At 62.1% G+C, this 21,877-nt stretch carries 19 protein-coding genes; 4 read left to right on the top strand and 15 right to left on the bottom strand.

The window, feature by feature from the left end; all coding sequences use genetic code 11:
• Window positions 1–37: 37 nt before the first annotated feature.
• From PMM47T1_RS28230 to PMM47T1_RS28165, 14 genes are all read right to left on the bottom strand, one after another.
• Entirely contained in the window at window positions 38–3,610 is a 3,573-nt protein-coding gene (locus PMM47T1_RS28230) for a glycosyltransferase (RefSeq protein WP_008375697.1), read from the bottom strand.
• 127 nt (window positions 3,611–3,737) lie between these two features.
• On the bottom strand, window positions 3,738–5,297 hold the full coding sequence (locus PMM47T1_RS28225; RefSeq protein ID WP_008375694.1) for a flagellar hook-associated protein 3: 1,560 nt from the start codon (window positions 5,295–5,297) through the stop codon (window positions 3,738–3,740).
• A 13-nt stretch (window positions 5,298–5,310) separates the two neighbouring features.
• The gene (flgK, locus tag PMM47T1_RS28220) at window positions 5,311–7,356 is read right to left on the bottom strand and encodes a flagellar hook-associated protein FlgK (protein ID WP_043301644.1); all 2,046 of its coding nucleotides are present in this window, start codon (window positions 7,354–7,356) and stop codon (window positions 5,311–5,313) included.
• Window positions 7,357–7,366: 10 nt separating this feature from the next.
• On the bottom strand, window positions 7,367–8,638 hold the full coding sequence (flgJ, locus tag PMM47T1_RS28215; RefSeq protein WP_008375690.1) for a flagellar assembly peptidoglycan hydrolase FlgJ: 1,272 nt from the start codon (window positions 8,636–8,638) through the stop codon (window positions 7,367–7,369).
• 11 nt (window positions 8,639–8,649) lie between these two features.
• Window positions 8,650–9,771, bottom strand: coding sequence for a flagellar basal body P-ring protein FlgI (locus tag PMM47T1_RS28210; protein ID WP_008375689.1), 1,122 nt, complete (start codon window positions 9,769–9,771; stop codon window positions 8,650–8,652).
• A 12-nt stretch (window positions 9,772–9,783) separates the two neighbouring features.
• The gene (gene flgH / locus PMM47T1_RS28205) at window positions 9,784–10,479 is read right to left on the bottom strand and encodes a flagellar basal body L-ring protein FlgH (RefSeq protein ID WP_008375687.1); all 696 of its coding nucleotides are present in this window, start codon (window positions 10,477–10,479) and stop codon (window positions 9,784–9,786) included.
• A gap of 49 nt (window positions 10,480–10,528) precedes the next feature.
• Window positions 10,529–11,314, bottom strand: a complete 786-nt coding sequence (flgG, locus tag PMM47T1_RS28200; RefSeq protein WP_008375685.1) for a flagellar basal-body rod protein FlgG — start codon at window positions 11,312–11,314, stop codon at window positions 10,529–10,531.
• Window positions 11,315–11,362: 48 nt separating this feature from the next.
• On the bottom strand, window positions 11,363–12,103 hold the full coding sequence (locus PMM47T1_RS28195; protein WP_008375683.1) for a flagellar basal body rod protein FlgF: 741 nt from the start codon (window positions 12,101–12,103) through the stop codon (window positions 11,363–11,365).
• 340 nt (window positions 12,104–12,443) lie between these two features.
• A complete protein-coding gene (gene flgE / locus PMM47T1_RS28190) occupies window positions 12,444–13,751 on the bottom strand; it encodes a flagellar hook protein FlgE (protein ID WP_008375680.1) in 1,308 nt (435 codons plus the stop codon).
• Between the two features lie 27 nt (window positions 13,752–13,778).
• Entirely contained in the window at window positions 13,779–14,480 is a 702-nt protein-coding gene (locus PMM47T1_RS28185; protein WP_008375678.1) for a flagellar hook assembly protein FlgD, read from the bottom strand.
• A gap of 15 nt (window positions 14,481–14,495) precedes the next feature.
• Window positions 14,496–14,942 carry a flagellar basal body rod protein FlgC gene (gene flgC, locus PMM47T1_RS28180; RefSeq protein WP_008375676.1) on the bottom strand — a complete coding sequence of 149 codons (447 nt, stop codon included), beginning with the start codon at window positions 14,940–14,942 and terminating at the stop codon, window positions 14,496–14,498.
• A 3-nt stretch (window positions 14,943–14,945) separates the two neighbouring features.
• Window positions 14,946–15,353, bottom strand: coding sequence for a flagellar basal body rod protein FlgB (gene flgB / locus PMM47T1_RS28175; RefSeq protein WP_008375673.1), 408 nt, complete (start codon window positions 15,351–15,353; stop codon window positions 14,946–14,948).
• 353 nt (window positions 15,354–15,706) lie between these two features.
• Window positions 15,707–16,534 (bottom strand): protein-glutamate O-methyltransferase CheR, encoded by an 828-nt coding sequence (gene cheR, locus PMM47T1_RS28170; protein ID WP_008375671.1) that lies wholly within the window; start codon window positions 16,532–16,534, stop codon window positions 15,707–15,709.
• Between the two features lie 53 nt (window positions 16,535–16,587).
• Entirely contained in the window at window positions 16,588–17,514 is a 927-nt protein-coding gene (locus tag PMM47T1_RS28165) for a chemotaxis protein CheV (protein WP_008375669.1), read from the bottom strand.
• Window positions 17,515–17,590: 76 nt separating this feature from the next.
• On the opposite strand from PMM47T1_RS28165, the gene flgA reads away from it, so the two are divergent.
• The 4 genes from flgA (at window position 17,591) to PMM47T1_RS28145 (ending at window position 20,176) form a co-directional block, all read left to right on the top strand.
• Complete coding sequence (gene flgA / locus PMM47T1_RS28160; protein WP_043301642.1) at window positions 17,591–18,343, top strand: flagellar basal body P-ring formation chaperone FlgA; 753 nt, start codon at window positions 17,591–17,593, stop codon at window positions 18,341–18,343.
• Window positions 18,344–18,493: 150 nt separating this feature from the next.
• Window positions 18,494–18,829, top strand: a complete 336-nt coding sequence (flgM, locus tag PMM47T1_RS28155; RefSeq protein ID WP_008375666.1) for a flagellar biosynthesis anti-sigma factor FlgM — start codon at window positions 18,494–18,496, stop codon at window positions 18,827–18,829.
• A gap of 51 nt (window positions 18,830–18,880) precedes the next feature.
• Window positions 18,881–19,348 carry a flagella synthesis protein FlgN gene (locus PMM47T1_RS28150; RefSeq protein ID WP_008375664.1) on the top strand — a complete coding sequence of 156 codons (468 nt, stop codon included), beginning with the start codon at window positions 18,881–18,883 and terminating at the stop codon, window positions 19,346–19,348.
• An 81-nt stretch (window positions 19,349–19,429) separates the two neighbouring features.
• On the top strand, window positions 19,430–20,176 hold the full coding sequence (locus tag PMM47T1_RS28145; RefSeq protein ID WP_008375662.1) for a flagellar brake protein: 747 nt from the start codon (window positions 19,430–19,432) through the stop codon (window positions 20,174–20,176).
• Between the two features lie 87 nt (window positions 20,177–20,263).
• Here PMM47T1_RS28145 and PMM47T1_RS28140 read toward each other — a convergent pair whose 3' ends face one another.
• Window positions 20,264–21,652, bottom strand: coding sequence for an MFS transporter (locus PMM47T1_RS28140; RefSeq protein ID WP_008375660.1), 1,389 nt, complete (start codon window positions 21,650–21,652; stop codon window positions 20,264–20,266).
• Window positions 21,653–21,877: the final 225 nt, after the last annotated feature.

Genomic DNA, 21,877 nt, shown 5'->3' with positions numbered 1-21,877 from the left:
GCCAGAGGGAGGCGCCATCGCAGACACCCCATAGGACTCAGCTCGGCATCCACGCCTTCAACCAGCGCGACAGCGCCGGGCCGTGGAACATGAAGTCGCGCTGCACCGCTTCGCGCAACTGGTCGCCCATGCGGGCGCTGGCGTCCAGGTCGGACAGGTGCATGCGGATCGCTTCCAGCCACTCGTGGGTGCTGTTGGTCAGCACGCGGGTCACCGGGAAGTCGCCGCGGTAGCTGCGCGTGTCGGTGCACACCACCGGGTAGCCGCAGGCGCCGTATTCCAGCAGGCGCAGGTTGCTCTTGCAGTCATTGAAGATGTGCTGCTCCAGCGGCGCCAGGGCCAGGTCCAGGTTGAGGCTGGCCATTTTCTGCGGGTAGAGCTCCAGCGGCACCGCCGTGTGGTACTCGTGCACGTACGGGCGCAGCTCCTCGGGGCACATGCCCAGGAACACCCACTCCACTTCGTCCGCCAGCGCCATGACCACATCCTTGATCAACAGCAGGTCGCCGGTGTGGCTGGTGCCGCCGCCCCAGCCCACGCGCGGTTTCTTGCCCGCACGACGTTGGCTGGTCAGGTGGCGCCAGCGCTCCGGTGGCAGCATGTTGGGCACCACGACAATGTCGTTGTGCATGCTGGACATGGCGTCGGCCAGGGAGTCGGTCGACACCACCAGGCGGTCGCACAGCCCTACCCCGCGCTGCAAGGTTTCACGAATGTCGCGGTGCAAGTAGCGGCGGTGTTCGTTCTGCGCCGGCACGTCGAGCAGGTAATCGTCCAGTTCGAAAATTCGGAACGCCTTGGAAAACTCTTTCACCTGGGCGATGCCGTCCACCGGGCCTGCGCTGTAGCGGCCCTGGAAGACGATGGTATCGGGCACGATGCGCTCGATCTCCAGAATCGACGGCGTACCGAAGTTGATCACGCTGGACGCCAGCCCCGCGCGTTCCAGTTCCGCCAGCGGCTGGATCAGGCGGTAGTGCCCGACCGCGCCTTTGTTGATGGGCAAACCCAGCACGAACGGCAGGGCATGACGGGCAAACGGCTGCCAGCCATTGCGCAGGCCTACGTTCATGGTGAAGCTGGCGCCCATCAGGCTGAGGTTCTTGTTGTAGGCAGGGTCACGCGCCAGTTTCGGCAACCAGCGATTGAACGCGGCGCGCTGGCACTGGCGCCAGTCCACCAGGGCGTTGCTGTCGGGGGCCTGCTCCTGGCGGCGCACCATCAGGGCTGCGTAAGGCGTCCACACCACCAGGTAACCCTGCTGGCCGGCGCGCAAGCACAGGTCCACGTCGGCGAAGCCGTGGGCCAGGTCGCCCTCCTCCAGGCCATTCAATTGGGTGAAGAGTGCTTTCTCGATCAGCAGGCACTGCTGGCTGACCGCGCTGTAGTTCTGTACCACCTGCAAGCGGTGCAGGTAACCCGCCGCGCCGGCCGGCTCGCCCACGAACACCGAGCCCACCGCACCGCGCAAGCCCAGCACCAGGCCGGCATGCTCGACGCTGCCGTCCGGGGCCTGCAAGCGAGCACCCACCACACCCACTTCATGACGACGGCCATGGGCGAGCATCTCGTCCAGCCAGCCGGCGTCGAGCACCACGCAGTCCTGGCTGAGGGTCAGCAGGTAGTCACCACGGGCCTGTACGGCGCCCAGGTTGACCAGCGCCGACAGATTGCTGGCGGCCGGGGCGGCAACCACCCGCAGCTTGGCCCCACCGATCTGGGCCATGGCCTGCAGCCAGTCGCGCACCTCGGCGGGCTCATCGGCGGCGCTGACAATCAGTACCTCGAACTGGGTATAGGCGGTACGTTCCAGCAGGCTTTCCAGACAGTCCTGCAAGCCACGCAGACGGCCCTGGCTGGCAACCACTACCGACACCAGCGGCTGGCCAGGGTGACGGTAGTGGATGCGGTTGATCAGGCGAATCACACCCGGGGTAATGTCGACGTCCAGCGCCAGGCGCTGAAGGTGGCGTGCCACCATCGCCGCGTTACCTTCGCGCACACTGCTTTCGCCCAGCCAGGACGGGAAGTGCTGGCGCGCATGCATCAGCACCTCGCCGATGTGCTCGATGGCGTGCGGGCCGCGCTTCTCCACCAGGCGGAAGATCAGATCGTGAGGACTCAGCTCGAGAAGGTCGGTGGCAAAACCGTCGTGCTCGATGAACGCCTCGCGGCTGAACGCCAGGCCACGCCCCACATAGGGGTAGCTGCGCAACATGTCAAGGTTGAAGTCAGGGCGGAACACCGGCGCGCGATGGCCGTCGGTTTCCAGGGCATCTTCGTCCCAGTAGCAGGCCTGCATTGAGTCACGTTCGGCAATGCGCTCAGCCAGCAGCAGCAAGGCGTGCGCGGTCAGTTCGTCACCGGCGCGCAACAGGCAGAACCAGTCGTAGCCGTCCAGCTCGCGCAGCATGCTGTTGAGCTGGCGGGGCCAGTCGCGGTCCAGCGGCATGGTCAGGGTGTTACCGACAATGGCCGGTTCGCTGACGGTGGCGGACATGACCAGCACGGCTTCAGCCGACCAGGTTTGCGCCGCCAGGCTGTCGAGGGTGGCTTGCAGGCTGCCGTCACCCAGGTGATCGATGATCACCGGAATGATCTTGGCCTGACGCGGCCAGCCCTCCACCCGTGCCGGCAGTTGCTGCAACTGCGCCGGGGTGAAATCGCGACACTGCAACCACTGCTCGTACACGGCGTCGTAGTTGTCGCAGTTGACACCCACTTGCTCGAACATGGTGTCGGCCTGCACACCGAACATGCGCCCCAGGCCCACTTCTTCCCATTGCGTGACGGCAGCGTCAAGGCCGCGATGGCGCACGCCACCGATCTTCTCGGCACGCTCGCCGTCGCGCCCGGACAGGAACTGCACCATGGCCTGATATTCGGTTTCGCGCACAGCTTCCGGGTCGGGGATGGCGGCCAGGCGCAGGGGCTTGAGACGTTCCACCGCCAAGTATTTATCGACGATGCCCACGTCACCCTGGCACAGCAGGCAGCAGTAGAGCATCAGGTCAAGGAATACCTCGAACGGCGCTTCGCTGACTGTCAGGGCCGGTATCAGGCGCGCCACGTCGGCACGCCGCATAAGCACGTTGCTCAGGCCGCCGATGAAGTTTACCGGCCACACTTCGAACATGCTCAGCAGGTCGCTGCCTTTGAAGCGCGTGTCACCGGCGATAAACCCGGAGTTTTCCATGCGGTTGGGCATGATCCGGTTGCTGGGGTCGGACAGGTAGCGCTGGCTTGAGGCAATACTGATGTCTGGGTTGCGCACCAGCACGTCCACCAGCAGCGGCGTGTGCTCGGGCATCAGCCAGTCTTCGTCGAACAGCACCTTGATGAATTCGCCGCGGGCGTGCTTCACGCATTCGTTGACCGTGGCGTTGAGCCCCAGCGCCTTGGCGTTGACCACATGGCGCAGCGTGACGTTGGCCGGCAACTTGACGCGCACGGCCTCCACGGCCTGGCGGATCTCGTCGCCCAGGCTGTCATCGCATACCACCACGTCCAGCGCGGGGTAGTTCTGCCCCACGGCACTGTTCAGGGCCCGGGAGAAATTCTTCGGGTCCAGGGCGGGAATGACGATGCTGACAAGGGGGGTGGTGTTCATGCCTCAGGACTCAACATTCGGCGGCCGCGCAGCGACCAGGATTTGAAGAAGGTGCGGAAAAAAATGCGGCGCCAGACTCAACCCCGCGAGGGGTAATGAATGGCGCCGCGAAAAACTGGCTCATGGCTCAGATCTTGTTGAACAGGCTCAACTGGGAGATCTTCGCGAAAGCGGCCTGGGACGCCTCCAGCATCGTTTGCTGCAAGGTCAGGTTAATCGAGGCGGTGGCCATGTCGGTGTCGCCGATGCTCGACTGCGTGGTTTTGTTGGCCAGGCTGATCGAGGTGTTCTCGGTGGTCTGCACGGTGATGGCGTTGTCGATGGCGCCGATCTGGCCGCGCGCGGTGTTCACCTGGGTGCTTGCCGAATCCAGGTTGGCAATGGCCGAAGTCACCGAGTTCTGCAGCGCCAGCAACTTGGTATTGTCACCGTTGATGGGCGTGTTCAGGGCGGTGGCCAGCTTGGACAGGGTGTTGAGCACATTCTGGGTCTTGTGCGCGTCTACCGATACCTGGAAGGTGTCGCCCGAGGCGGGGGTGCCGCTGACGTCGAAGGTGGCACCTGCCGCGGAAATAGTGGTGTCGCCGGCCGCCATGGTGCCGCTGGCAATCGCCTTGCTGTCCGAGGTGTACGGCTGCGCGTAGACCGAGTAATCGCTGGCACTGGTGAACTTCACCACGGCGCCGGAACTTGGGAAGGTGCTGTTGTAGGCGGCCTGGTCAGTGATGCTGCCGCTGGTCAATTGCGCTGTCGAGGTGTTGCCGGCGCTGCGCGACGGGCTCAGGGTGTCTGGCGTGCTGGCCAGGGTGATGCTGTGACCGGCGGTGGTGGCGGTGTTGGCGGTGTCCACCTTGAGGGTGAAGTCCACGCCACGCAGGCTGATGTTGGTGCCGCCTTCGGTAGTGGGGCTGAAGGTACCGTTGCCGGACACTTCCGACGTGATGTCGTTACCCGAGGCATCGGTGATGCTGTAGGTGGTGTCGCTGGTAAAATTGACGGTGTACGGCTCACCCGTGGTGAACGACTTGTTGTAGGTGGCTTCCGAGTTCATCTGACCCGGGGAGATCGACACCTTATTGTCGTTGACCGCCGGCGAGGTCACGGTGGACGACGTGCGGCTGGTGTTGGTGGCGTCTTCGAACGCGTCGGAGCCGGTAACGCCGGTGGCCAGGCTCAGGGTGTCCGACACCTGCAGGCTCAGGGCGCTCTGGTCGCCCTGGTAGGTGTAGGTGCCATCGGTGTTCTTCACGTACGGCGGCGTGGTGCTCTTGGAGCCCGAAAACATGTAGTAACCGGAGGCATCCTTGGTGTTTAGCAGGCCCAGCACGGTGTCCTGCAACTGGCCGATCTCGGCGCCGATGGATTGGCGGTCGGCATCGGTCAGCGAGCCGTCACCGGCGTTCACCGCCAGTTCCTGGGCACGTTGCAGGGAATTGGTGATCGAGGCCAGCACGCTTTCCTGGTTGTTCAGCGAGTTGGTGGCGGTGGTCATGTTGGTGCTGTACTGGGTCAACATCGAACTCTGCTGTTGCAGTTGCAGCAACTTGGCCGCACCCACCGGGTCGTCGCCGGCGGTCTTGATGCGCACACCGGAACTGATCTGCTCCTGGGTCTTGGCGGTTGCCGAGAAAGCCGAGGAGTAGTTGGCCGCGCTGGTCTCGAAGTATTGAGAAGTGGAAATACGCATGGTCGACTAATCCTCAGAGAGCGTTGAGCAGAGTGGAAAAAGTGTCTTGTGCCGTCTTGATGATTTGCGAGGCGGCCGTGTAGTACTGCTGGTATTTGACCAGGGCGGCGGCCTCGTCATCAAGGTTGACGCCCGATACCGAGTCACGGTTGGACTTGGCCGTGGCCAGGACCGTGGAGGTGGCGCTGGCGTCGGTGGTGGCCTGCGACGATTGCGCGCCCACTCCCGATACCAGTGCCGCGTAGGCCGCGGTGAAGCTGATGCCGCCGGTAGCCGCGCCGGTGCCGACGGTGGACGAGGTTTGCAGGGCCAGGAGGGCCGTGGCGTTGCGGTTGTCGGACGTGCCACTGGTGTTGAACGCCACGCTGTAGCTGTCGTTGGCCGCCGGCGTACCGCTGACGGTGGTGGAGAAGCTGAAGCTGGTGGGGTTGCCATCGGCGTCGTTGACCGCGTTGCCGCTGCTGTCGACGATCGGCACGCTGATGCTCAGGTTGTTGTCCGAGCCCGGCACGATGGTGCCGGTGCCGATGCTGGTGCCCTGGGCGTTGTAGACGGTGTAGGCCTGGGTGCCGCCCGAGGCGGTGCCGAATACCAGCTTCAGCGGCGTGGAGTTCTGCAGCCCGGCCTGCAACGCAGACTTCGAGGTGCTGTCGTAGATGTCGGCGGTGGTGGTCAGCGTCGGCTGGGTAAAGGTACCGGTGCCCGAGTTGCTGGAGCTGGCGGTACCGGTCAGCGGCGACGCGAACGCCAGGGTGCTGGAGTCCGTCATGGTGGTGCTGATTTCGCTGGCGGCGTTGCGGGTCGGGGTGACCTTGAACGTGTCACCGGCGGCCACGGCGTTGCCGCTCAGCGCCAGGGTGAAGCCATCGATTTCCGGCGCCGGCGTGGTGCTCAGGTCGTAGCTGCCCATGTTGGTGCCGTCCGAGCGCGTCACGCTGTAGGCGGTGGGGCTGGTGAAGGTTACCTGGTAATCGCTGGTGGTCAGCGCGCCAGTGTCGGCGATGGTCACGTTGAGATTGCCCGAACCGGTGCTGTTGTTCGACGAGGCCAGGCTGCGGCTGGCAACGGCTGTTGCACTGTTAATGCTGGAAAACAGGTTGGAACCCAGGTCGCCGTTGCTGTCCACGCCTTGGCCCAACTGGCTGTTGATGCTGTCGGACACGGTCAGGGCGATTTGCCCCAGGCTGTTCTGCGCCGGGTTCAGCACGTCGCTGCGGTAGCGCAGCAGGCCGCCGATGGAGCCACCGCTGACCACCGAGGTCACGTCAGTGCTGTAGTTGCCGTAGTTGACGGTCAGGGCGTACTGCGATTTGTCGGTGGTGCTCGGCGCTGCCGTCAGGGTGTTCGAGGTGTTGCCACTGACCAGCGCCTGGCCGGTGCCCAGGTAGACGTCATAGGCACCGCTGCTGTTGGTCTGCACGGTCACGCCAACCAGCTCGTTGAGCGAGCGCACCGCTTCGTTACGGGCGTCCAGCAGGCTATTGGGCGCATTGCCCGAGGCCGACGCCGTGGTGATCTGCTGGTTCAGCGAGGCGATCTGCTTGGTGATGTCGTTGACCTGACCGCTCAGGGTGGTGAGCTGCGAGTTGATGCCCGCGTTCTGCGAGGTGATCTGCGACGAAATGGAATTGAAGCGGTTGCTCAGGGACTGGGCAGAGGTCAACAGCAACTGGCGCGACGAGGTGTCGGTCGGGTTGGCGGACGCGGTCTGCAAGGCCGAGAAGAAGCTGGTCAGGGTGGCGCTGATGCCCGTGGCGCTGTCGGACAGCAGACTGTCCAGCGACGATACGTTGTCGCTGTAGGTGGCCGCATCGGCGCTCAACGCCGTGGTGGTCTGCAACTGCGAGTCCATGTAGCTGTTATAGATGCGCCGCACGTCGGAAATGGTGGTGCCGGTGCCGACAAAGCCCACGCCCACGTTCTGCATGGCAGCGGCGACGGACGTCGTCGACTCTCGCGAATAGCCCGAGGTCGAAACGTTGGTGATGTTGTTACTGGTGACCGTCAAAGCCGTCTGGCTGGCGTTAAGCCCGGAAAGCCCGATTGAAATCAGTGACATGGTTCAAACCTTATAAATGGGTGGAGGCACTGCCCAGCGCGTAGTTCTGGTAGCCCTTCATCTGCCTGGCTATCTGCGAAATCTTGCTGGCGTAGTCCGGGTCCGTCGCGTAACCGGCCTTTTGCAACTCTTTTACAAACTGTTCTGGGTTATCGGCCGACTTCACCACAGCTTGATAGCGATCGTTGCTTTGCAGCAGCGTCACCAGGTCGTGGAAGCTGTCGGCGTAGGAATCGTAGGAACGGAACTGCGCCGTCTCCTTGACCATCTTGCCGTTGCGGAACTCGCTGGTGATGGCGCGCGCCTGATCACCCTGCCAGTTGCCGGAAGCCTTGATGCCGAACAGGTTGTGGCTGCTCTTGCCGCTTTCATCGCGCATGACCGAGCGGCCCCAACCGGTTTCCAGTGCCGCCTGGGCCACCAGCACGCTGGGGTCTACGCCAATACGCGCGGCGGCGTCCTTGGCCAGGGGCATCATGGTGGCGACAAAGTCGTCGGCGGTGGTGAAGGCCTTCTTGCCCGGCGCCAGCGGTGGCTGCGCCACGCTGCGGCCGATGATGCGAATGTCGCCGCTGGCAATGGCCGCCTGGGCCGATTGCCATTCACCGGCATCGCTGCTGCCATCGGCATCGGTACTGGTGGCTGCGGTTTGCGCCGCGCTGCTGGCGGTGTTGACCTTGATGCCATTGCGCGCCAGCGCCTGGGTGGCGGCCGCGGTGCCATCGGTGCTGGCCGCGGTGGACGGCACGATGCCGGCCATGATGCGATCGGCCAGCTTGCTGGGCAGCGATAGGCGACGCTGGTTGAGCATGGCCATGTCGTTGCTGTGGGCCGTGCTGGCGGTGCCGTTGAGCGCATGCTTGAGGTCGGCCGACGTGTTGCGCCCGCCATTGAGCGTGGACAACGCCGGGGCGTTGTGCGCGAACGGGTTGGCGCCGGTGTGCTCAACGCCCTTGTTCTTGGACAGCTGACGCATCAGCACGTCTTGCAGGCCGATGCCGTTGCCCTGCTTGGACAGGGTTACGGCCAATTGCTGGTCGTACATGGACTGATACTGCTTGGTGGTCTCGGTGTTCATCGGGTTGTCCTTGCCCAACACATCGTTGGCCGAACGCATCGACTTGAGCATTTCACCGACGAACAGCGACTCGAACTCCTGCGCCACGCGCTTGAGGTTGGCGTCGCTGTCCTTGTCACCGGTCTTCAGCGCGTTCAGGCGATTGAGGTCTGTGTAAGCCCCCGAATCCGCCGGCGCGGTGACACCACCTTTAGGCATATCCATCGTCCGCTACCTCAAATCACGATCAGGTCGGCTTGCAGGGCGCCGGCCTGTTTCAGTGCTTCGAGGATGGCCATCAGGTCACTGGGCGCTGCGCCCACCTGGTTGACGGCGCGGACAATCTCGTCAAGCGTGGTGCCAGGGCCGAATTTGAACATCGGCTTGGCTTCCTGCTGGGCGTTGATCTTGGAGCGCGGTACCACCGCCGTCTGGCCATTGGACAACGGGCCCGGCTGGCTGACGATAGGGTCTTCGGTGATGGTCACGGTCAGGCTGCCGTGGGTCACGGCCGCTGGCGACACGCGCACGTTCTGGCCGATCACGATGGTACCGGTACGCGAGTTGATGATGACCTTGGCCGCCGCGGCGCCGGGGTCCACTTCCAGGTTTTCCAGCACCGAGATGTAGTCAACACGCTGGCTGGGGTCAATGGGCGCAGTGATGCGCACCGAACCACCGTCGATGGCCTGGGCCACGCCTGGGCCGAGCATGTTGTTGATTTTGTCGACGATGTTCTTCGCCGTGGTGAAGTCGGAACGGTTGAGGTTCAGGGTCAGGCTGTTGCCCTGGTTGAAGCCGCTCGGCACCGAGCGTTCCACCGATGCACCACCGGGAATGCGGCCGGCCGACGGTACGTTGACGGTGATTTTGGAACCGTCCTTGCCTTCGGCGTCGAAACCGCCCACCACCAGGTTGCCTTGGGCGATGGCGTAGACGTTGCCGTCGATACCCTTGAGCGGGGTCATCAGCAGGCTGCCGCCGCGCAGGCTCTTGGAGTTGCCGATAGACGACACGGTAATGTCGAAGGTCTGCCCCGGCTTGGCGAACGCCGGCAGGTCGGCATGAATGGCCACCGCCGCGACGTTTTTCAGCTGGGTGGTACCGGTACCGGTGGGCACCTTGATACCGAACTGCGCCAGCATGTTGTTGAAGGTCTGCAGGGTGAACGGCGTCTGGGTGGTCTGGTCACCCGTGCCGTCCAGGCCCACCACCAGGCCGTAACCGATCAACTGGTTGGCCCGCACGCCGGAGATGCTCGCGATGTCCTTCAGCCGCTCGGCCTGGGCGGCGGTGGCCGCTACCAGGGTCGACGCGGCCAGCAGGGTCACGGCCATCAGGTGCTTGAATTTACGCATGGTCGTGGACACCTAGAAAGGCCAGTAAGGGCTCATGAAGAAACGGTCAAGCCAACCGGTCTGGTTGGACTCGGCAAACGCGCCGGTGCCTGAATAGGTGATGCGTGCATCGGCGACACGGGTCGACGACACGGTATTGTCGGTGGCGATGTCGTCGGCACGAATCAGCCCGGCAATGCGCACCAGCTCTTCACCGGTGTTGAGCGTCAGCCATTTCTCGCCACGCACCGACAAAATGCCGTTGGGCATCACGTCGGCCACGGTCACGGTGATCGAACCGGTCAGGCTGTTGGCCTGGTCGGCCTTGGCGGTGCCGTCGGTGGCACGGCTGCCGGTGTAGCCGGTGTCCAGGCTCAGCTTGCCACCGCTGATCGGGTTGGTGCCGGACACACCGCCACCAAACAGCGAGGTCAGGCCCATCGAGGTGGTGGAGTCCTTGGTCAGCTTGGAGTCGGCGCTTTTGCTGGCCGCGGTTTTCTCGGCCAGGGTCACGGTGATGATGTCACCCACACGGAACGCCTTGCGGTCGGTGTACAGGTTCTGGTCGAAACCCGTCTGGTAGATCGAGCCGTTGTTGGACGCCGCCGGCAGCGGGGTGCGCGGAAGCACCGGCGCATAGTACGGGTCATTGGGCTTGGGTGGCGGCGACATGCAACCCGACAACAAAGCGATCCCACTCAGGGCAAGAACACTGGACAAACGACTCATGACACTGACCTCACGGTGTTGCTGGCGCCGGCGGCGCCGTGTGGCTGAATTACAGATTCTGCGTTACGTACTGGAGCATCTGGTCGGCAGTGGAGATCACTTTGGAGTTCATCTCGTACGCGCGCTGAGTGGTGATCATGTTCACCAGCTCTTCCACGGTGCTGACGTTGGAGTTTTCCAGGGTGTTCTGCAGGGTGGTGCCGAAGCCGTTGAGGCCCGGGGTACCCACTTGCGGCGCGCCGCTGGAAGCGGTTTCCAGGTACAGGTTGCTGCCGATGGCCTGCAGGCCGGCCGGGTTGATGAAGTCGGCGGTTTGCAGGTTGCCGATCACGGTGGACGTGGCGCTGGCCGCAGTGGTGATCGACACGGTGCCGTCGGTGCCCACGGTGAAGGTCTGGGCGTTGGCGGGCACGACGATGGCCGGGTTCAGGGCGTTGCCGCTGGCGGTCACGATCTGGCCGTTGGAGTCCAGGTGAAAGGTACCGTCACGGGTATAGGCCGTGGTGCCGTCTGCCTGGGTGATCTGGAAGAATCCACGGCCGTTGACGGCCATGTCCAGCGGCTGGTCGGTGGTGGCCAGGCTGCCGGCGGTGAAGTTCTTCTGGGTGCCGACGATGCGCACACCAGTACCCAGTTGCAGACCGGACGGCAGTTCAGTGTCGGTGGTGGAGTTGGCACCGGGCTGACGTTTGGTCTGGTACAGCAGGTCCTGGAACTCGGCGCGGTCGGCCTTGAAGCCGGTGGTCGAGACGTTGGCCAGGTTGTTGGAAATGGTGGTCAGGTTCATGTCCTGAGCGGCCAGACCGGTCTTGCTGACGTAAAGTGCCGGAAGCATTCTGTTCTCCTATGTGCGCGCCTGTTTTTCGCCGCGCCCAGTCAATTATCAGGTGTTCTGCAAGACCCGCGCCATGGACTCATCGTCCTCCTTGGCGGTGGTCATCATCTTGATGTGCAATTCGAACTGCTTGGACAAGGCCAGTACCGAGGTCATCTCTTCCACGGCGTTGACGTTGCTGGCCTGCAGGAAACCAGAGGTCAGGGTGGCGGTGGAATCGGCCGCGGCAGGCTGGCCATCCTTGGTGTGCAGCAGACCGTCGGTGCCCTTGACCAGGTTGCGGGTGTCAGGCTTGACCATCTTGATGCGGTCGACCTGGGCCATGACTTCCGGCCCCTCGCCCATGGAGCGAATGCTGATGGTGCCGTCTTCGCCCACTTCGATCTGCTGCTGGGGTGGCACGGCAATCGGACCGCCGTTGCCCATCACCGGCAAACCATTGCCGTCGCGCAGCACGCCCAGGGCATCGATGTTCATGCTGGCCATGCGCACATAGCCTTCGCTACCATCGGGAGACTGCACGGCAATGTAGCTGTCGCCATCGGCGGCCACATCCAGGTCACGACCGGTTGCCACCATGGCACCGGGGGTAAAATCGGTGCCGGGGTTTTCGGTCATGGCGTAGGCGCGGGAGGCGTATACATCGCCAAACACCGGCATGGAGCGGGCCTGTTCCAGGTCACGCTGAAAGCCGTTGGTGGAAACGTTGGCCAGGTTGTTGGCGTGAGCCTTCATCGCCAATGAGTTCTGGTTGGCGCCGCTCGTTGCCACGTAAAGCATTTTGTCCAAGGTATGTCTCCCATGACGGGCGAATGCCGCCGACCACTGTTCTGACAGGGAGAAAGCAACAAGCGGGCCAAGGTTGAAAAAGCCTTTGTGTAGGCAGTGTTACAGGGACTTTCGGGGCCATCGCGCCCTGCTCTCCCGATGCGGGAGACGGAAAAACGGCGCGCGGTTGCCGGTTGGCGGCAAGGGGCGCCAGAAAACCGAAAGATGACCCGCCACATCTGCGGCCACGTAACGGCGTAGCGGCTGCCGCCAGGCTGCGGCTACGGCGTCGAGATGCCCACCCATCGCATAAAAAAGCCCAGGCATTTGCCCGGGCTTTTTGTAGTGCTGCCGACAACAATCAGGTCATCTGAATGGTGGTCTGCATGATGGTGCTTTCGGTGGAGATGGTCTTGGCGTTGGCCTGGTAGTTGGACTGCGCCTTGATCAGGTTCACCAGCTCAGCGGTCAGGTCGACGTTGGAGTCTTCCAGCGACGAGGCGGTCAGCGAGCCCATGGTGCCGGTGCTCGGGGTGCCGATCACCGGTACGCCCGAGGCGTAGGTTTCGCGCCAGTCGGTACCACCGGCCGGGCTCAGGCCCTGCACGTTGGCGAAGTTGGCCAGGGCCACCTGGCCGATGACATTGGTCTTGCCGTTGGTGAAGGTGGCGGTCAGTTGGCCAGTGTCACTGACCGACAGGGCCGATAGCTCGCCGGTGGCGTAGCCGTCCTGGTCCTTGGCTGTAGTGGCCGAGGTAGAGTTGTACTGGGTGAGGTTGCTCATGTCCAGGGTGATATCGGCAGTAGCCGATGCGCCGTTGGAGGCGTAGGTACCATCGCTCTGCTCAGCGGCAGGCACCCAGCCGGCAAGGCTGTAGGTACCGTCAGCATTTACCGTCAACCCGCCTGTTACCGCACCTGCAGTGTAGCTGTATGAACCGTCGGAGTTGAAGCTGACCGGGTTGGCCAACGGCGTGGTCGACGTCGGGTCGGTCGGGTTCACACCGTCAATGGTGGTGTACATGGTCCAGCTGTTGGCGGTGTCATCCTTCACGAAGTACTGGTTCAGCTGGTGGGCGTTGCCCTGGCTGTCATATACATCGGTGTTGAAGGTGTAGTTGTAGCTGCTGGTGTTCGAAGCGCTGAACGGGGTAACCGTCGGCGTCGTTTCGCTGGAGTTCAGGTTGACGGTTTCCGAAACACTGGTGGTAGCCTTCGGCGCCAGGTTCGAGGTATCGATCGCCAGGTTCGACAGCACCCCGGAAGTCAGCTTGCCGGTAGTATCGGTGGTGTAGCCCTGCAGATTGTTGCCGCTGGCATCAACGATGTTGCCCGACTTGTCGCTGTAGAAGGCGCCGGCACGGGTGTACAGTTTCGAGCCGTTGTCGCTCAGCACGAAGAAGCCGTTGCCGTTGATAGCCATATCCAGGCTGTTGCCGGTGGACTCGATGTTGCCCTGGGTGAACTGCTGCGACACGGCGGCAGTGGTCACGCCGCTGCCCACGGTAGTCTTGCCAGAGGTACCGCGGATGGACGCCGCGTACTCGTCAGCGAACTCGGCACGCGACGATTTGAAACCGGTGGTGGCGACGTTGGCAATGTTGTTGCCGGTAACGTCCAGGGCTTTGTTGGCTGCTGCCAGGCCACTGAGGCCGACGTTGAAAGACATAATTTCACTCCTGCGCCGTAGCCGGCATTAAATTCCGATGGTTTGGACTGCGGACAGGGCAACGCTTGAGCCCGTGGCCAGGTTAAGCGTCATTTCACCGCCGCTGGTGGTGGCCATGGTCACGCTGTTGACCGTGGTAGGCAGGTTGGTGGTCATGACTGTCGAGGTGCCGTCTACAGTGGCCACTGCCTTGAAGGTGTAGTTGCCCGAGTCCACGGTATTGCCGTCGCCGTCCTTGCCATCCCAGGTGAAGCTGTAGGTGCCGGCCGACTGGGTGCCCTCGTCGAGGGTACGCACCAGGGTGCCGGCACTGTTGTAGACACCGATGGTGTTGCTGGTGCTGGAGTCGGTCAGGTTCACCGAACCGGTGAGGCCGGTGCTGGTGTCGACGTCGGCGGTGGTGCCGGTGACGATGACCGAGTGGCCGACCAGCGAGGACGCCTGCAAGGCCTGCGACGACTGGTACGAGGTGAGGATGGTGCTCACCGAGTCGTTGAGGCTCTGCATGCTTTCCAGGCTGCTGAACTGCGCCAGCTGGGACACGAATTCGCTGTTGTCCTGCGGGTCCAGCGGGTTCTGGTTCTGCATCTGGGTAACCAGCAGTTGCAGGAACGCGTCCTTGCCCAGCGCACTGCCATCGGTACCGGTGGAGCTGTCGGTGGTACTGGTGGTCTTTTGCAGTGACGTAAGGACGGATGAAGCCGAGGTACTGTCAGTTGTTGTAGTCATTTTTTCACGCCCCTATCACTGACCCAGGGTCAGTACTTTCTGCATCATGGTTTTCGCGGTATTCATGATGTCCGCGTTGGTCTGAAACGAACGGCTGGCAGAGATCATGTCGGCCATCTCCTCCACGACATTGACGTTCGGGTAGTACACGTAACCGTCTTTGTTGGCGGCCGGGTTCTTGGGCTCGTAACGGGCTTCCAGATTGCTCTGGTCCTCGACTACGCCCGACACCTGCACGCCGCTGCCAGCGGCGTCCTGGTCCTGGAACAGCGAACCGCTGTCGCCTTCGGACTGGGTCTGGTCGAACACGGTGGCAAACACCGGGTGCCGCGCGCGGTAGGTCTGGTCGATACTGGACGAGACGGTCTCGGCGTTGGCAATGTTACTGGCGACGGTGTTCAGGCGAGTGGTCTGGGCACTCATGCCGGTACCGGCAATGTTGAAAACGCTGGCTAGAGACATGAATTACTCCCCACGGATGGCTGACACCAGCCCTTTGAATTTGGCGTTGAGCAGGGTGAAGCTGGCCTGGAAGTTCACCGAGTTCTGTGCGTAGTTGGCTTGTTCCACCTGCGCGTCCACGGTGTTCTGGTCAAGCGACGGCTGGCTTGGGGTGCGGTACAGCAATTGCTGGTCACCCATGCTCAGGCCTTCGGCCTCGATGTGCTTGTCGTTGGTCCGCTCAAGTTCGAAGGTGCCGTTCTGGCGTTTGTCGCCCTCGGCTTGCAACACGGCGGCAAAGTCCAGGTCACGCGCCTTGTAGTTGGGCGTGTCGGCATTGGCCAGGTTGTTGGCCAGCACTTCGGCACGCTGGGCGCGGAAGGCCAGTGCCTGTTCGTGGATACCCAGCGCTTTATCGAAACTGATGCTCATGTCGGAAACCTTTAAACGGCGGACCGGATGTTCGTGACAGAGAGATAGCAAAGGCCGTGCCAAATCAGGAGGGGCCCGGTTTTGCGGGGGATGAAGGCGAATGGCAAGCGGCAATGCCAGAAAAGCGGCAAGGGGATTCCGCTGGGTGCCAACAAAGCGGCAACATGCGGTTGCCGCTTTGCGCCGCGCACCCTGCTGCTGAAACTTTTGTTGTGGGCGCGGGCTCTGCCTGCGAAAAAGGCGGCGCGGTATATCGTGCGTACGCGGTGCGCCCTTCGCGGGCAGAGCCCGCTCTTACAAAAACAGGGGGCTGCGGGCACCAGAAACAACAAAGGCCCCGAGGGGCCTTTGCTTTATTTTGCCTGGTAGATAATGCCCGGGCTGCACTGGACCATCTGGTAATGGTCCGGCAGGCCGTTGAGCGCCTCGGAGGCACCGAGGAACAGGTAGCCGCCCGGCTTCAAGGTGCCGTGGATGCGCAGCAAAATGTCCTTCTTCACTTGCGCCGAGAAGTAGATCAGCACGTTGCGGCAGAACACCACGTCGAACTTGCCCAATGCCGCATAGCTGTCGAGCAGGTTGAACGAGCGGAACTCCACGCGGCTGCGAATGGGCGCCTTGACAGCCCAGCGGCTCGGGCCCTTGGTGTCAAAGAAACGCTGCAGGCGATCTGCCGACAGGCCGCGGCCGATGGCCAGGCTGTCGTACTCGCCGCTCTTGCAGTTGGTGAGCATGGTGCCCGACAGGTCGGTGGCCACAATCTGCGCGCCCGACTTTAGCTGGCCCAGGTTGGTTCGCTCGAACTCATCGATGGTCATCGACAGCGAATAGGGCTCCTGCCCCGACGAACAGGCGGCCGACCAGATACGCAGGCGCTGGCCCGGCGAATTCTTGACGAATTCCGGAATCACCTTGTTCTTCATGACTTCGAAGGGGTAGGTGTCACGAAACCAGAGGGTCTCGTTGGTGGTCATGGCGTCCACCACCTGCTCGCGCAAACCGCTGCGCGGCTGGGTCTGGATGCGCTGCACCAGTTCGCCCAGGGACTTGATGCCCTGCTGCTCCATCAGCTTGTTGAGACGGCTGGAAACAAGATATTGCTTATTCTCGCCCAACAGAATGCCACAGGCTTTTTCCAGGAAGACCCGGAACTGTTCGAAATCCAAATTACCCGTAGACAATGGTGCCGCCTCTTAAATCGTCTGTCGTGGCCGGGGCAGTGATGCCCCGGTCGTTAGCCTGCCGCCTTGATGCGATCAACCACACGCTGGGCCAGGTCATCCGGCCGGAATTTGGCCAGGAAGTCATCGGCGCCAACCTTCTTGACCATCGCCTGGTTGAACACACCTGACAAGGAGGTATGCAGGGTGATGTGCAAGTTCTTCATGCGCGGGTCGCTGCGAATCTCCGCAGTCAAGGTATAGCCGTCCATCTCGGGCATTTCGATGTCGGAGATCATCATGAGGAACTCTTCCTCGGGACGCTTGCCTTCATCGACCAGCTTGCGCAGGTAGTCCAGCGCCTGCCGCCCGTCATTCAATGCCACCACTTCCACGCCCACGGTTTGCAGGCAACGGGTCACCTGCTTGCGCGCCACCGCGGAGTCATCCACGGTGAGTACCCGCAGCGATACCGCTTTGGTCTGGGTCTCTTCATCCACGACACCGAGGGAAATAGCTTCGGACGTCGGCGCCACTTCGGCGAGGATTTTCTCCACATCGATGATTTCGACGAGCTTATTGTCCACCCGAGTCACGGCCGTGAGGTAATGATCGCGGCCGGTGCCCTTGGGCGGCGGATGAATCTCTTCCCAGTTCATGTTGACGATGCGTTCAACCGAGTGCACCAGGAAGCCCTGAATCTTGGTGTTGTACTCGGTGATGATCACGAACGTGTTCTTGATGTCCTGCAAACCGGGCGCACCGGTTGCCAAAGCCAGATCGAGGATCGGAATGGTCGCCCCACGAATATTCGCGACACCGCGCACTACCGGACTGGACTTGGGCATCACGGTCAGGTTGGGACATTGAAGCACTTCCCGGACCTTGAATACGTTGATGCCATAGAGCTGCGAGCCGTTGAGACGGAATAACAGCAGCTCCAGACGGTTCTGCCCTACCAGTTGAGTGCGCTGGTTCACCGAATCCATTACACCAGCCATGCTCGTGACTCCTTAAACCTTCGCGTGGATCGTGCCTGCCCCATTGAGTCGGCACGGCCCTTGCTATTTGTAATGTATGAACGCAAAAACGACATTTTCCCGACGCATGGCACAGAGACTACTCTGCGGATTTGCTGCGGTCTGCATTTTTGGATTCGGCAGTGCCTCCCAGGCCGACGAATTCACAACTCCTGAGCAGCTTATCGGTACGACCCAGGGTTTTCTTGAGTTCACGGTAGAAGATTATCTGGCAACCAGCCAGACCGAAGGCCGTTATGAGATTCAGGTCAACCCGCTTGACCCGCGCCTGCACATGGGGCTGTGCGACAAGGAATTGACAGCGGCACTGCAAAGCCCGGCCACCCCCATCGGCCGCGTGTCGGTGCGAGTGCGCTGCGACGGCAGCTCGCCCTGGACGGTGTTTGTGCCCGCCCAGGTGAAACTGTTTCGCGAAGTGGTCACCACCACTCGCCCGCTCAAGCGTGACGCGGTGATAGAAGATGGCGACGTGGCCATGCGCGAGCGCGACGTGGGCCTGCTGAGCCAGGGCTACCTGACGGCACTGGATCAGGCAGTGGGGCAGAAGCTTCTCCGACCAACGGTAAACGACCAGGTGCTGACCCCTCAGCACGTGGAGGCTCCAGACACGATCAAGAAAGGCGACAACGTGGTGATCACCGCCACAACCGGCGGCCTGGCAGTGAAAATGCCTGGCGAGGCACTGTCCAAGGGCGCCATGAGCGAGCAGATCCGGGTACGCAACCTGAATTCCAATCGCGTGATCAAGGCTCGCGTCACCGGGCCGGGCCAAGTGGAAGTCGCAATGTAAACGCTGGCGGTTCGCGGCGTATTTTCCTAGACTGAGGGGCATTGCAGCCCGCAGCCTTGGCGCATCGGCGCTTTGTATCAAAGTGCCTAAAGTTATTCGGGGTTTGGCCGAAAACAAGGCAAGCGTCCAAATACCCAGAGGTTTTTCATTATGGTTATCGACTTCAGTCGTTTGAACAATTCCTCGCAGGTGTCGACCACGACACGTACGAGCGGCAGCAAGGACACCGGCACCACCGATACCTCGGTGAGCACCGACACCAGCGCGGCCACCACTACGTCCTCTGGCAGCACCAGCGGCGGGGAATCCGTACACCTGAGTTCCGAGGCTCAGCAGTTGCAGAAAGTCACTGACAAGCTGCGCGACCAGCCGACTGTCGACAGCGCCCGCGTGGCGCAGTTGAAAGCTGCCGTCGCCGATGGCAGCTACCAGGTCGACAGCAGCCGCGTCGCCAGCAAACTGCTAAATTTCGAAGCCCAGCGCTAGGGCCGGCGCCCTGCGCAGAGGCTTCTGGACGCTTGAAAACCAGAGCCAGCCATGCACGACAGAAACCTATTGCTGTTGATTGAAGAAGATATCGCTCCGGCGCAGCAGCTGCTTGCACTGCTCCAGCACGAGTCGCTGGCGCTGCACGGCCGCGACATGCCGCTGCTGGAAAATATCCTCGCGCAAAAACAGTCGTTGATCGTTCTGCTCGAGCAACATGGCCGCAAACGCAGCGAGATCTTGGTTAACCTCAAGCTCAGCGCTGACCGAAACGGCCTGGAAATACTTGCCCAACACTCGCACCTTGGAGCCGACCTGCTGGCTCGGGGCGATCTGCTCACGAGACTGCTGGCCGATTGCCAGGCAGTGAATGAGCAGAACGGCAAGTCGATCCGCCTGCAACAACTCACCACCGCCAACCAGATGCGCATCCTCATGGGCGGTGAAACACCCTCGCTTTATGATGCCCGAGGCTCCACGTCGAAACTGGCCAAGCCTCGTCCGTTGAGTCAGGCTTGACCTTCCTTACCAAGGCGTGGAACATGCTGCCATAAAGCCAGCACCTGCGTGTGTCGTTTTTTGCCTGGAGATTGATAAACCGTGTTCAATGCCACAAACGCGGAAGACGCTCCGCAGCCCCCCAAGGTGCTGACAACGCCCCTGGAAATTGCCGCCAACCTGCGCGCATTGCTGCAGAGCCATGATCCTTTGATCATTACATTTCATGAGCGCAGCCAGCGCTTTCAGACCTATCTGGTCGAACTGGACCGTGACAGCAATGTCCTGGCCTTCGACGAGATGATTCCGCGTGACGGCGAAAAATTCCTCGCCGCTGGCGAGCCGTTCAGGGTAGAAGGTTTCCATGATGGCGTGCGTATCGCCTGGGACGTCACCGGCCCCCTGAGCATCGACGAAAACGAGGGCGGCCGCGTGTACCACGGCACCCTGCCGACCGAGGTGGTGTACCACCAGCGTCGCAACGCCTTCCGTGCCGCCCTCAAACTCGCCCACCTGGTGGACGTGGAGCTGGCAGGCGAAAAGCTCAAGGGGGAATTCGTTGGCAAGCTGCTGGACATCTCCGCCACCGGCTGCAAATTGCGCTTTGAAGGCGACATCTCCGAGCGCCTGCAACTGGGCCAGGTGTACGACCGCTTCGTCGCCAACCTGCCGTTCGGCAAGATGACCGCCCCAGTGGAACTGCGTTACCTGCATTACGAAGAGCGCATCAACACCACCTTCGCCGGCACCCGCTTCCACAACATGAGCGGCCTGGTGCAGCGCCAGGTGGAACGCTTTGTGTTCGACCTGCAACGCGAAGCGCGTCGGTTCGACAAAGACGATTATTGAGTTGATCGCCCCATGAAAAAGGCCCGCTGATGCGGGCCTTTTTTTTATGTGGGAGCGGGTAAACCAGCTCCCACACACGCTCAGTATCTACTGTTCTTCTTCACTGACGCTGCGGCCCACCTTCTTGCCGTCACCCATTTCGGCGGCTTCATCCAACTCATCCGGTAACGGTTCTGCATGCTCTTGCGCAGGCGGTACAGGCGGGTGTTCGGCGCTGACATGCATCTGGTCATGCACCGACTGTTCATCTACCCGCGGGTCAAGGGCAGCCACCAGCGGTGAGCTGGTCATGCTGTCGGGCATGGCCACATGGTGCAGCGGGGCATCGTCCACCTGGTGCAGGTTGGTGACGGCCTTGGGCCGGATACGCCACACCAGCACCAGGGCAAAGAAACTGAAGAAGGCGTAAAGCATCTGGCTGCCGAACAATTTCATCAGCACGCCCGCCGCCAACGGCCCGATGCTCGCCCCTACCCCATAGGTCACCAGCAGCATGGCCGTCAACGACACGCGACGCTCGGGCTCCACATGGTCGTTGGCAAAGGCATTGGCCAACGGGTACAGGCAGAACTGCAACAGCGACACCAGGAAACCGGCGCCGAACAGCATTTCCAGCGGCACGCTGGGGAACACCGCCAACGGCAAGGCAGCAATGGCCAGCAGCATCGCAAAGGTGCGAATGAGCACTGCGCGGTCATACCGGTCGGAGAGCCAGCCCAGGGGCCACTGCACCAGCAAACCGGCAAAGATGCAGCACCCCATGAACAGGCCGACCTGCTCGGTGCTCAGGCCCTGCTGAGAGGCGTACAGCGGCGCCAGGCCATAGAACGAGCCCACGATCAGCCCCGACCCCAGCACCGTGCTCAGCGACTGCGGTACGCGCTTGAGGAAAAAGCGTGGCTCCATGGGCGCCGGCTTCAACGGCGCCGGGTGAATGCGCTGGGTCATGGCCACCGGTACCAGGCAGAGGGCAAAGCACAGGGCAACCAGCATCAGCAGTTCAAGGCCCAGTTGCGGGTGAATGACCAGGATCAACTGACCCAGTACCAGGCCCAGGTAGGAGGCAATCATGTAGCCGCTGAACACGGCCCCGCGCTGCTTTGCCTCGGCCTGCTCGTTGAGCCAGCTTTCGATGACCATGTATTGGCACATCATGCCCAGGCCAACGATCATCCGCAGGAACAGCCACGCTGGCAGGTAGTCCACCAGGCCGTGGCCCAGCACCGCCGCGCAAACGATGCCGGCACAGGTGGTGTAGGCACGAATGTGCCCTACCCTCCCGATCAGCCGGTGGCCGATCTTGCCACCCAGCACCAGGCCGAAGTAGTTGGCAGCCATCAACGCCCCCACCCACAGGCCGTCCACATGCTCGGCGGCCAGACGCAGCGCCAGGTAGGTACTCAAAAGACCCGAGCCGATCAGCATCATCAACGCGGCGAAATACAGCGCACGAAAGGGTTTCCAGATTTGGCGCATCGGCGTTCCGAGCGGCTCCTTGAGTCAGATGGGACGTGCTTAGAGGGTAGGTTTGCGGATACCAACGGGCAAGTTTGCCGAATGCCAATTATGCCTGAGCAACGAGCCCCCACCGTGCCTCGTTCGGCTTTATTCGTCAATGGACCGTTGCTTGACACGTTACTTCGAGGAGGGCAAAGCCAGGCAGTTCCTACAGGGGGGAAATTTTTAGCGGGGCGCAAAGAC

Origin of the sequence: Pseudomonas sp. M47T1, assembly GCF_000263855.1 — a bacterium.
In the GTDB taxonomy this organism is placed as follows: Bacteria; Pseudomonadota; Gammaproteobacteria; order Pseudomonadales; family Pseudomonadaceae; genus Aquipseudomonas.
The sequence above is the reverse complement of the archived record's forward strand: the minus strand, read 5'-3'. Positions and strand labels throughout refer to the sequence as shown.